General features: G+C 49.8%; 8 protein-coding genes. All 8 read right to left on the reverse strand.

The features are described 5' to 3' along the window. Positions 1-3: 3 nt before the first annotated feature. Positions 4-2,103: a UDP-forming cellulose synthase catalytic subunit gene (bcsA, locus tag Undi14_RS05360; RefSeq protein WP_234030431.1), complete on the reverse strand. Its 2,100-nt coding sequence runs from the start codon at positions 2,101-2,103 to the stop codon at positions 4-6. Between the two features lie 59 nt (positions 2,104-2,162). Beyond that, positions 2,163-2,930, reverse strand: a complete 768-nt coding sequence (gene bcsQ / locus Undi14_RS05365; RefSeq protein ID WP_200178520.1) for a cellulose biosynthesis protein BcsQ — start codon at positions 2,928-2,930, stop codon at positions 2,163-2,165. Beyond that, the gene (gene bcsP / locus Undi14_RS05370) at positions 2,927-3,562 is read right to left on the reverse strand and encodes a cellulose biosynthesis protein BcsP (RefSeq protein ID WP_200178522.1); all 636 of its coding nucleotides are present in this window, start codon (positions 3,560-3,562) and stop codon (positions 2,927-2,929) included. Before bcsP ends, bcsQ (Undi14_RS05365) begins: the two co-directional genes overlap by 4 nt. Before the next feature lie 46 nt (positions 3,563-3,608). Continuing rightward, a complete protein-coding gene (locus Undi14_RS05375) occupies positions 3,609-4,100 on the reverse strand; it encodes a cellulose biosynthesis protein BcsD (RefSeq protein ID WP_186883186.1) in 492 nt (163 codons plus the stop codon). A 476-nt stretch (positions 4,101-4,576) separates the two neighbouring features. Next, entirely contained in the window at positions 4,577-5,344 is a 768-nt protein-coding gene (gene bcsQ, locus Undi14_RS05380; RefSeq protein WP_200178530.1) for a cellulose biosynthesis protein BcsQ, read from the reverse strand. A 42-nt stretch (positions 5,345-5,386) separates the two neighbouring features. Next, positions 5,387-6,847 carry a metalloprotease TldD gene (tldD, locus tag Undi14_RS05385; RefSeq protein ID WP_200178532.1) on the reverse strand — a complete coding sequence of 487 codons (1,461 nt, stop codon included), beginning with the start codon at positions 6,845-6,847 and terminating at the stop codon, positions 5,387-5,389. Between the two features lie 124 nt (positions 6,848-6,971). After that, entirely contained in the window at positions 6,972-7,769 is a 798-nt protein-coding gene (locus tag Undi14_RS05390; RefSeq protein ID WP_200178534.1) for a carbon-nitrogen hydrolase family protein, read from the reverse strand. After that, positions 7,766-12,046, reverse strand: a complete 4,281-nt coding sequence (locus Undi14_RS05395) for a YhdP family protein (protein WP_200178537.1) — start codon at positions 12,044-12,046, stop codon at positions 7,766-7,768. The genes Undi14_RS05390 and Undi14_RS05395 overlap by 4 nt, the downstream gene beginning before the upstream one ends. Positions 12,047-12,400: the final 354 nt, after the last annotated feature.

A 12,400-nucleotide genomic window follows, 5' to 3' on the forward strand; every position in this document is an offset into this window, starting at 1 on the left:
GTGCTAAGCGCTTTTTCCTAAGTATTGCCTCAATCCGGCTCCGAACCGGATAAAACCACGCATACTATGAAAGGCAATTTCTTTTAAACCATTCAAAGGATGATCCAGATCGCGTTCCTCGGACCAATTCAACCAGACATCAGCGCGCCCAATTGTGCAACTGATCAGATCCATCTGTTGCTGTAAACTCAGATCCAGAAATTGCAGACTCAATAAATTCTCTTTTGAGAAAATGACTTTCGATGGAAATAAACATTCGCCATTGGTGCCATACAGCGAAATCATTGCCTCTTGGCCTTTTTCCATTTTGAAACCTTCGGGTACTTTGAGTGACATTCCGCCCATAGAGAAATCCTCGGTCTGACAAACAAAGGAGTGTCCGTTTGGCAAACGCAATGTTGCGCTCAACTCTGCACGGACGCGGTGCGAGCGCCGTACCTGCTTGGACTCAGTTGCCACGGCGAGAGTCGCGCCAAGAATAATCAGGTTATAAATCGTCCATAACATGTTCAGCAAAACTGTGTCGAGCTCATAGCTATTCCACCAGATAGCCCGTCCGATACCGACGATGAAACCTAAAATATTCAAGGCTAGCATCACCAGGTAGGGTTTGGAAATCACCCAGTCAAAGTGTTCCTCTTCAACTAAACCACCTTTGGCGGTTACGTTGAACTTACCTAATTTCGGATTAATCAACGCTACCATCGTTGGCCGGAAGATATACCAGGCAAGCGTTGCCTCATAGACTTCAGCCCAGAATGAATGCCGGTGAGCGCCCTGAATACGGGAGTTGGTCAAGTTGGCGTGCAGCAAATGTGGCAAGGAATATGCCGCAATAGAAATCGCTGACGCCTTGATGATGTGAACTTCAAAAAACAGATACGAAATGGGAGCCAACAGGAAAACCATGCGCGGCAAACCGTAAAAGAAATGTAGCATCGCATTGCTGTAGCAAAGTCGCTGACCAAAAGTCAGCCCCTTACCGAACAAAGGATTGTCGACCCTGAAAATCTGCGCCATTCCACGCGCCCAGCGTATGCGTTGACCCACGTGTGCAGACAAGCTCTCGGTCGCAAGCCCCGCCGCTTGCGGCAGTGCCAGATACGCCGTGTTATATCCAAGCCGCTGCATTTTTAATGCGGTATGCGCATCTTCAGTCACTGTTTCAACGGCAATGCCGCCAATCTCTTCCAGATAAGTACGCCGCAAAATTGCGCACGAACCGCAAAAGAAAGTCGCGTTCCATAAATCATTTCCATCCTGAATCAAGCCGTAAAACAGCTCGCCTTCGTTGGGTACATGTCGGAACGTATGCAGATTTCTCTCGAACGGGTCGGGTGACAAAAAATGATGGGGCGTCTGTATCATCGCCAGTTTCGGATCGACCAGAAACCATCCCATCGTGTATTGCAAAAACGAACGGGTCGGCATGTGATCGCAGTCAAAAATCGCGACAAATTCACCCTTGGTGCGCTTCAGCGCTGCGTTAATGTTGCCTGCTTTGGCGTGGTTATTATCGGAGCGCGTAAAACACTGGACACCAATCGTCTCGGCGAACTCAGCAAATTCTGGACGCCGCCCATCGTCCAGAATAATGATATTCAGTTTATCTTTTGGCCAGTCTATGCCCATCGCCGCCATGACGGTCGGTTTGACGACGGCCAAATCTTCGTTATATGTCGGAATAAACAGATCGACAACCGGCCAGCTTGATGTATCGGTCGGTAAGATGACAGGTTTGCGCCTCAGAGGCCAGGCAGTTTGCAGATATCCCAACAGCAACACCAGCCATGCGTAAACTTCTGCCAGAATAAGTACCAGCGCAAAAAACAAATCGACCAGATTTTCAGTATCTATCGTGTAATTGACCCGCCAGTAAATATAACGGCTGGTTGCGCTGACAGAAAACATCACCATGATCAGTGAAATCAACGTTCCTGTGTACCGGCGTAAATACATCGCGGTAGAAAATATCACTGCCGAGAAAAAAGTCTGATACGGCAATTCCATTGGAATACTGATCGAAATCCAGAACAGCACGGCGGCAACAATCAACGCCAACACGCGGGGCAACTTTGAATTCCACCCGGACCAGTTAACCATCAATCGCCCGAACTCATTGAGCCGGCCGTATAAATATCTGGAGTTCAGTATTGAGCGCATTAATCAATCAGTCCAAAATTTTCCTGCAACCATACAGCAAGTTGCTGCACATCATGTGTCGCTGAACTGTGTTGTGCGTAGTAAGAAACCGGCATCTGGCACGCCAGCGCCTCGCTCACGGCTTCATCCTTATGTATTGCGGAAGGTACAAATTTGTCTCCCAGCGTTGTCCGCAGCATGCCATGAACATCACGGCATAATTGTCTTGAGGCATCCATTTGATTCAAGACATAACAGTAGCCGAGAAAGTCTTTTCTTCCTGCGGTGTAATATTGAATCAAGGACTCAATCGAAGGGATAGTCGAATATGAAGCAGCGTCAGGCTTCAGCACAACCAGCCCGATATGCGCGACACTGAGCACTTGCTGCAAATAAATGCTTGGACCCGGCGGCGTATCAATTAAAACGACGGTCTCCGGTTCCAGAAATAAATTCTGCAAATGAGAAAGCAACCAGTCCGGATTTCCCCTGACCGCATCTTCAAATATCGCCCGCTGATCTTCTTCCACCGTTCCATATGGTAAGAAGTCAACGCCATAAGTACTTTGGTACAACACATGCGACCAGCGATCGTCCGCCAGATTACGGATCGCGATTCCGGAAGCATCCTCGTAAGGTATTCCGAAATGCAATCTCAGCGCATTCTGCGGATCCAAATCTAACACAACTACCTTAGCGCCCATGCGCGCAAGCGATGCCGCGAGGTTCGCCGTGACCGTTGTCTTTCCTACCCCTCCTTTGGGAGAAATGACTGCAACTATCCTCATGATTTGAAGATTTTTTTGAAAAAGGAATTCACTGGCGTATCGATGGTTTTAGCTGGCTCCGGTTGCTTAGCCAGTCGTTTAAAAATGTCAGAGACAGCTTGATGTTTATCTGCATGAACAGGTAAAACTGCTACTTTTTCCTGAGAGCCCGATCCGTTCCCTTGCGCGCTCACAGCATCCGCAGGCAAACGGCGAAACAAACTGCTGTTTTGTTGAAGTTGCTCATCCGTCTGGAATAAAGTGGCTTTTTGCTGACGCTCAGATCTGAATAAACTTGCAGAGCCATTGATCTTTTCAGAGGCAGCAACGACCGGCTCTGTCGGTGTAAGGTCTTGCTTTCTGCCGAAAATATCACTTGCTCCATGAGAACTACTACCAATACTTTCTTTTAACACTGGCTTACGATCAATTCCGGGCATAATTTCTGGCCTTATTGATGGAGGGGCTTGCGGCACCGGGATCGGCTCCATGTCTTCGGGCATCGAGTTGTCAGGAATTGCATGCACCCTGACATCACGTAAAAGCGGCCAGCGCTTTTTAGCCTGCTCACTCTCAACATCTCGATTTATCTCTTGGTATGCTGTCGCTGGTTGCCCAAACTTTTGAAAAAGATTTTTAACGTCATCATCCATAATCTTTACAGCCCTTTTCAATACTTAATACATCTTTATCCGACAATCAACGACGCGTGAAATATGTCGGCTCATTGAGCTGTTTCTTTAGTTCAAAAACAAACAACTGACCATCTTCCAAAGCATCACCGCGCTGCGTTAAGCAAAGTGATTTATCCATTCCAAGATTATCAAACAATTGCGCATAAACACCTTCGAGTAGCGCGGACGACCATACCAGCGCATCCTCACCAAAAGCCACTTTCAACGGAGAAGCATGGTGTTCAACAACGAGACTCTCCGCTTGCTCTATCAGTTCCACCCAGCCCCAATCGATTTGCGACCAGTGAGAATTAATACCATCCTCAAGTACTTGCAAACTACTGCCGTTGAGCGCCGGAAAAGCAGCTGCCATTGTCCGCCCCATCTGATACATAAACGCCCGCAAATCAGACACCTCGCCTTTAGAGGCAAACTCAGCAGAAAACGCAGCAAGAAATGTTCTCCATTGATTCGAGCACTGTTGAGACTCGTAATACTGCAGATTTTTCTTCAACATACTAAACACTTCCATTCATTATTTTGCTGTTCTTTCTGCACCCGGCGTCCGAAACAAAGCCAGACTCATCGCCTGAAACTTTAACACCCTGCAGAATTGATCGTCTAGCGATACACAGTAAACAAATGTCAACAATTTATAATTAGGAATATTCAAACATCAATGCAGAGTCACTTTTTCTCAATAAGTTTCAAAGCAAAAGCATTTGTTTGCGCTAGATCAGAATCCATCAGAAGTAAATAGTCATTTCATTTGCTTACAATTACCCGTCATTTGAACATGCCACATGATAAAAAACATTGCTACATTAGCAATTAACTGATTTTTATTTTCTGATAGCTCGCTTATATAGAGCAACTATCCATATAAGCTGGCAAACGCAAGAGGTTTTTCGTGGGGCAGATCTTCAGATGCAGAGCGGAGGTCGTCCAACCGTCAACTCAAGCAGAGGAAAAAAGAGGAGGAAATTTTTTCATTCAATGAGATTTTGTGGCGTGCAAAAGCAACCAATCGACGACAGACTGTATTTTCTTTGTGGCCGGATTATCCGGGCGATATTGCAGAAGCGGACACTCGTAGGCCAAAGCCTCTTCAACCTCAGCATCTTCCGGTATGACCCAAGGCACCATGCGCTCGCCCAATTGCGTATGAAACATTGCCAATACATCTTGCGCCAACTGCCGCTTTGCCGATTGATTAATCACATAGGCTGATCCTGTAATCTGCGCACTTGGTGGTCCATACGCAGAGATCAGTTCTTCCATTTCTGGCAAGGTCGAGTACGACGCCGCATCAGCCAATACCACGGCAAGAACATAATCTGCGGCATGAATTGCCTGCTTCAGATATACAGAAGGCCCAGGTGGGGTATCCAATAACACAATCGCGTTTTCTGACAAGTTTGCTTTTTGTAACTTACCGCGTAACCAATCATCTTGTTTTTCCAAAATGCTCTCAAAACGCTGACGCTGCACCTCTCCGCCACGTCCATAAGGAGAAAAATAAACATGATAAGGACTGGCATGTGTCACACCTGCAAGTCTGGTGCGTGTACCGGTCAATGCACTGATCCCCTTGCATTCGTTCTGATCCAGCCCGCCGAGATGCCATTGCAGCGCATTCTGCGGATCGAGATCAACCACCAGAGTGGGGTGGCCGCGCTGCGCAATACCAACCGCAAGGTTGGCTGACAGCGTAGTCTTTCCTACGCCACCTTTTGCTGAAACAACAGCGATCACAAACATGGGGCGTTGTCCTCAATCAAAACCAGAAAACCGATCGCACAATTACGCAGTCCCACCGACGGTCAGGCCGTCAATACGCAGACTCGGCTGACCAACACCAACCGGCAAACTCTGTCCTTCCTTGCCGCAAACACCAATACCGGAATCGAGGCGTAAATCATTACCTATCATAGACACGTGGTTAAGTACTTCAGGTCCGTTACCGATCAGGGTTGCGCCTTTCACCGGATAACTAAGCTTACCGTTTTCTATCATGTAGGCTTCGCTGGCTGAGAACACAAATTTGCCATTGGTGATGTCAACCTGACCACCGCCAAAATTCACTGCATATAAGCCGTTTTTCACAGAAGCCAGAATTTCTTCTGGATCTTTATCTCCGGCCAGCATATAGGTGTTGGTCATGCGCGGCATCGGTAAATGAGCGAACGACTCACGTCTGGCATTACCAGTGACGGCCATCTTCATCAGACGCGCGTTCATCGTGTCCTGCATGTATCCCTTCAGTATGCCATCTTCAATCAGCGTACTGCATTGCGTAGGATTACCTTCATCATCAATATTGAGCGAACCGCGGCGATGTTGCATCGTGCCATCATCAACGACAGTCACACCTTTTGCGGCAACGCGCTCACCGATACGGCCAGAAAACGTACTTGATCCTTTGCGATTGAAGTCACCTTCGAGACCGTGCCCTATCGCTTCATGCAGCAACACACCAGGCCAGCCTGGCCCAAGTACGACAGTCATCGGTCCTGCTGGTGCAGGGCGGGCATCCAGATTCACCAGAGCCGATTTCACGGCTTCATCTGCATACTGTTCAAGCAAGACATCGGAAAAATAAGAGTAATCATAACGACCGCCGCCACCGCTGGAACCCATTTCACGGCGACCATTCTGCTCAGCAATCACGGTCAGGGAAACGCGCACCAGAGGGCGTATATCTGCCGCCAGCGCACCATCACTGCGGGCAACCAGAATAACGTCATACTCGCCAGCCAGCGATGCCATCACCTGTACGATGCGCGGATCTTTTGCCCGCGCAATTTTTTCTATACGCTCAAGCAAACGCACTTTCTCGTTGGCATCCAGAGAATGCAGAGGATCATCACGCAAATATAAATCCCGCCCCTGAATTCCGTGTAAAGCGGAAGCCACTTTAATTTTGCCAGCGCCCTGAACCGCAATCGTTCTGGTTGCTTTGGCGGCGTTAGACAAAGCCTTTTCAGAAATTTCATCGGAGTAAGCAAAGGCGGTCTTGTCACCTGAAACAGCGCGAACACCAACACCCTGATCAATCGAAAAACTACCGGTTTTGACTATACCCTCTTCAAGACTCCAGCCTTCGCTGCGAGTGAACTGAAAATACAGATCAGCATAGTCCACACGGTGAGTGAACATAGAACCAAGCACTTTCAACAATTTATGGTCGTCCAGACCAAATGGCGTCAATAAAATGTCACGTGCAATGGAGAGGTGGTTCAAAGCTGAATTTGGAGAACTCATAAGGTATATTAATCAATACAAAAGGATGCAATAGGTGCATTGTAAAACAACTCGGTGGCGACCACTGCCTGCGGGTCATTCACGCCTGCAGTTGAGTCGCCCGAAAAAGCAAGCTGGACAAAAATTATAATTTCCGGTGTTGCAGCGCGGGCAGGCTAGCGCGGATCTGATGTAGTAGTTCAGCATCTATTTTGCCGCTGACCACACCTTCGCCTTCCGGCAATTCTGCGATGATCTTACCCCAGGGGTCAATCAGCATGCTGTGCCCCCAGGTGCGGCGGCCATTCAGATGTTTGCCGCCCTGCCCCGATGCCAGAACATAACACTGATTCTCTATCGCTCTGGCGCGCAACAGAATTTCCCAATGCGCCTGACCTGTGGTGTAAGTAAAAGCAGCAGGAACAACGATCAGGGAACAAGGCCCCATCGCACGGAATAATTCCGGAAAGCGTAAGTCATAGCAAATAGACAGACCAACCCGCCCGGCTTCGGTTTCGAATGTCGTCACCTGTTCCCCGGCAGTGATCGTGCGCGCCTCTTCGTAAGACTCCTCGCCTTTAGAAAAACCAAATAAGTGGATTTTGTCGTAGCGCACGCGCTGCACGCCCTGCGGGTCAAATACCAGAGTCGAATTCATGACTTTGCCGGCTTCAGCTGACTGCAGCGGAATGGTTCCGCCGATGATCCAGACCTTTAGTGAACGCGCCATCTCAGCTAAAAATTCCTGCATGGGGCCGCTACCGGCAGGTTCGGCGATCGCCAGTTTGTCGGTATCCTGCAAACCCATTAAAGGCCAGTATTCCGGTAACAACAATAATCCGGCCCCCTCGCCTGCCGCTGCGATCAACAGGCGTTTTGCTGTTGCCATATTGTCGGCCAAAGCAATGGAAGAAACCATCTGTATAGCTGCAACTTTCATCATTCACCTTTCTTGGCATCTTGCACGCGATGCTCACCTGCAACGTCCTGATTTTCCTGACGTTCAATTTTCTTCACCAGAGGATCTTTCCACGGGCCGCTCACCATATATTCGAAGGTGAAAGCCTTTGCCAGCGGTTCACGTAAAAACAATTGCGCCAGGAAAGTACCCAAGCCAATAACGGGATTGACTGCCAGCCCATACACAACCGATGCCGCACCAGCATTGATAACAGGAATAACCACAACATGCAATTGCTGAGATTCATTCACGATGTCAGCGTTGCCAGCCATCACCACGGTCGCATTCACTCCGCGCATTTTCAGATTATCGGTACGTGCGACCCCCTGCAGAATTTGTGCGCTGCCGGTAATCGCATCAAAAGCGAATCCTTCAGAAAATATATCCCGGAAATCCAGAGTCAGACGTCGCGGCAACGACTGCATACTCAGCACACCCAGTAACTTCGCCGCGCCTGGATCGACTTTTAAAAACTGCCCGGCGGCCAGATCGAGCTGCACCTTACCACTCATGCTGGGAATATCCATCGCATACGGCAAGCCATTCCATTTCACATCGCCGTCCAGCCGTCCGCGTCCACCGCGTACCACATTGGCAAACCCAAGTCTGTCCAGCAATTGCCCGGCATTCGCAATATCGAGCACGTAATTGAGTTGGGTCACGCTATTTCCAGCGCTATTTCCGGTGCTATTCCCAGTGCGACTCCCCCAGCGTCCAGTCGCCCTGAGTTCCGCATCCGGATTTTTCAACAGTACCTTACTGAGCAGCCATTCACTGGAAGCGCCACTCATCTGATTACTGGCTTGCAACTCTAATCTGCCCAGCTTCTTGTTGAATAATTCAACATTATCCGCAACGATATCGAGCCCCGGTATCTGGGTACTGCTACGCTTTTCATCGAACAAATCACCAGCATCGCTTGCCGCCGATTGCTGAATAATCAGCTTGCTTAAACGGGCCGTCACGCTGCCCGGTCCGGCTACCGCAGCGCCAGCTTTTGTGTTGCCATCACTCCAGCTGATATGGCCGGAAACCTGATTGGCATCGATATTCGCCTGCCAGAGATCATTATGATGAGAAACCCCCATCACGACATGATCCAGTTGCTTACCCATGATATGCAACTGACCGGTTTTTAATGCCAGGGTGCTGACGTCCAGATACGGTGCAATATTTAAAGCGGTGACACCCTGCACCACTTTGCCAGCAGCGCCGTTCAGCGCAGAAGTCGCCGTATTGTTATTCGCCATTGCCGCGCCAGCAGAACTTGTGTTCAAGACGCTGCGCCACTCATCGACATGCAGTACATTCGATTCAATATTGACCGCCACTCCGCGCAAAGGCTCAGGCGCAGGCACATTCACACCGATGCCGCCACGCAGAAGCTGCCAACTCGCCTGCTTATCCGTACTTTTCTGTCGTACGTATTTTGCATGCACTGCATTGCCAAGATGAATGCGCAATTCATCCTGCAGAACACTGCTATCAGTGTTTATCTGCGGCACCAGTTCGATGCGCAAGGGCATTGCTTCAGTCGCGCCTTTTTTCAACGGTGCAGGAAAATTGAGCGCCATTCCCTGTAAGTTGGATTCAATCACGATTTCCGGTAATTGCTTTTTCACGGCGATCGTAGCAATGTAGCGGCTGGTACCGTCAATCTTGATTTGCTCGCGATTAGCCGCTGGCAGCATCTGCCGCAAACCCTCACCAGTGACACTGCCATCAAGCCGGACACGGATACTGCTATCTTTTTGCGAGCCGCCGCTAATCACAATTGGCCCACCCAACGCAGTTCCCTTCAGCGTTCCGAGATTAACGCCGCGCTCATTAAATTCCAGCTTGCCGTTGACGCCGGTCACCAGCGGAATGCCGGGTTGCAGCACTACATCATTATTGGCAAACTGCAGCACACCGTTGACTTTTGCGTCGATCATATGCCGCAACGGTAATTGCAGCTTTAAAGTCAGACCAGCAGTCGCGCTGGCTTTCGATTCCGCCAGAAAATGCCCCAACCAGCCATCGACAGGACTGGCGCTGACGTAAGCCAGCATGGTTTGCAATTGACCGCTAGCGTTGCCATCGATATTCAGGACAGATCCCGCACTTAATAAATCGGGAATCACCGCTTTGACTTTACGCAGATCAGCGCCGAGAGTTTTTGCCGTATCGCCATTGATTTCCATTCTGGCGCGCTCAAAGATGAAATTCCCTTTGATATCGTCTATCACTGGCCATAAAGGCGCTTTGCCACCTTCCGCCAGCTCACCGGCAGTGAAATCCAGTTTGCCGCCACTCAGATTACCCCGGACCAGAAATTCACCTTTGTTTCTGGAATGAGGCTCACTGACTGAAAATGGGAAATGCGCGAGGTCGCCGCGAATGCGCAAGGTGACATCGTCGGCGCGACCATCAAGGATGCTTTTCGTCAGCCAATGTCGTAAATCCGGCTCGGCGACCGTCGGAATATAGCGATCCAGCTGCTTCAGGTCGAAACCATCAATATGCGCCGTTAAATCGACGTCACCGGGCTGCGGCTGCGCCGATGCACGCATAGACATGATGTGTTTGCCGGATAAAGTGGCATGCATACTCTCCTGCGTCATGTCCATATGATTAATCTGAAACATCAGCTTATCGTCGGCTTGAAATTTCCAGTTTGCCTGCATTTGCAAGCGGTTGAACGGCATCACCGGATCAATGAAATAGCTGGCAAGGCGCAAGGACAAGTCTTTTGAATCCAGCGAAAAAGTGCCGCCACGGTCACTGGCATCTACGGTGCCGGATAAATTTTCAAAGCCCGGAATCGCAGGAACTGCTGCTTTCGCCGGAGTTTTTGCGGTTTTGGCGCGAGCTAACTGAGCTGGCTGCGGCTGCATGGACAAATTGATAAATTCGCCCTTGACTTTGTAGGCTGCGACATCCGGATAAGTCCCTTGCCAAGAGGCGGAGAATTCTTTTAATTGCCCCTTGGGTGCAAAATCCGCCAGCATCTGCCGCTGATCGGCAGGTAAAGGCAAATGCCCGGCAAAATTGGCCAGAATTTGCAAATCAAGAAATTTGGCATACAACTCGACCTTCGCTGGCTGGTTTCCTATGCCGGGGGTAAAACTTTCCCTGATGGTGGTCGCTGGCATGACCGCGCCATCTCTGGCCTTCATGTAAAAATCGGTGAGTGCAACCGTGTGCCCTGCTTTGCCGAACAAAGATGGCAGATACTTTTTCCCCAGATCGGCTTTTTCACTGGCGGTCACCCGACCACGAATTTCTGCCATATCCAGCTCAGGCAAGTCTTTGGCAAATTGTCCCTGCACATCTGCAAGTTTGAGGTCAGCGGTAGCATCAGCAACTCGGCCGCGATCGAGCCGCAACCATGATCTTACTGCGCCATAGCCCTGACTGATATCGGCCGGATAATCAATATACGAGCGCAATACATGCAGGTCGGTACTTTGCAGATCGGCATACAGCTCACCGCTCCAGTTGGAGAAATCAGACACTTGCCTGCTAAATGGCGGATGCTGCAAATCACCGCGAATATCGACCGGTGCGGTCAATGCCGCTGGCGGCGTTGCACGCAGTGCAAACTGATGATGCTGCCAGCGATTGCGCAAAATCAGACTGACATCCTTGAGCTGTAATTCCGGTGCGTTGCGTGCCTGGTCATTCCAGCGCAGCAAGCCTTGTTTGATCACAATCTGATGCTGCGCCAGCACCCAATCGAGGCCTTTGCCATCGCTCTTCTTTTTCGGATCGATAAAAAAACCACCGATATACAATTTGCCATCGGCATCGCGCTGTATATCGAGTACCGGCTGATGCAACTCTATCTTGTCGAAGCGCGGATCAAGCAGCGCCAGACTCCACCACGACAGCGTCGTCCTGACTTCGGGCAAACGCAAGGCCGCTTTGCCATGCTGATCAAGCATCTCCACATTCTGTAATACCAGTTGCGGATTAAGCCCTTGCCAGGATGCTTGTAAGGATGCCATGTGCAATTCGCGTCCGATCGCACGACTGACCACCGCTTCCACTTCCGGCTTGTAATCGGCAACATGTGGCAACACCAGATAGCGCAGCACCAATACGAGCATGCAGAACACAAAGTACAGCAATAAAGCAGCGCGGAGAACAAAGCGGATGCTGCCACCGCAAGCGGCAAAAGTATGCGACGACAGCCGACGCCAGCGCGAGCGTGCTGGCAATACTGGCTCCTGATCTTCCGCAGCAGAAGGCTGAGAGGCGGGGATATCCGTTTTCATTTAAGCAATGACACTATTCTGCCGACAAGGCGCTGGTCACTGGATATACCGCTATTTTCAACATACTCCCCTATATTTTTCTTCATTTCGCCCAATTGTCCGCAGAAACATTGGGCTTTAAATAATACTCCCCCCGGAGTATATATACGCCTTCTGGGAGGAACTTCACACTTCTTTGATTAAGACGCCCGCAGCCGATCAAGATGACTTAGAATCGAAGCAACACTGTAATAGGACTTACGCAAAACCGCTCCAGCGGCGTTATGGCTCATGGCCGTACTATTCGTACTGTCTTCGTCGCCATGCCTTGCCGGTGCAAATTGCGCAAGTCCTATGTAACATGATTTTCTGCTG

The organism is Undibacterium sp. 14-3-2 (genome assembly GCF_016595265.1).
Classification (GTDB): Bacteria; Pseudomonadota; Gammaproteobacteria; order Burkholderiales; family Burkholderiaceae_D; genus Undibacterium; species Undibacterium aquatile.